Here is a 226-nt window from a genome sequence, read left to right on the forward strand (position 1 = left end):
TGGTAATCCCTGACATCACCGATTTATGACCACTGGCCTTTTGTCTCGGCGTTAACCCCGTCCACGCCGCAAAATCCCGGCTGTTATGAAAGACCTCCGCATTGCCCACCGTACTCTTGATGGCCGTCGCGATATGAGCCCCGATTCCAGGGATAGAGATCAGGTTCTGGCATTGCTGATCCTGTTCGCCATAACGCTTTAATTCTTCGTTAATGTGATCAATCCG

1 protein-coding gene is annotated in these 226 nt (G+C 51.3%); it reads right to left on the reverse strand.

Features of this window, described 5'->3' with window-relative positions:
- On the reverse strand, positions 1 to 226 hold a 226-nt coding region (locus tag WG929_RS21280; RefSeq protein WP_416207659.1), incomplete at both ends, for a transposase.

Source organism: Oceanobacter antarcticus, assembly GCF_044962685.1.
GTDB lineage: Bacteria > Pseudomonadota > Gammaproteobacteria > Pseudomonadales > Oceanobacteraceae > Oceanobacter > Oceanobacter antarcticus.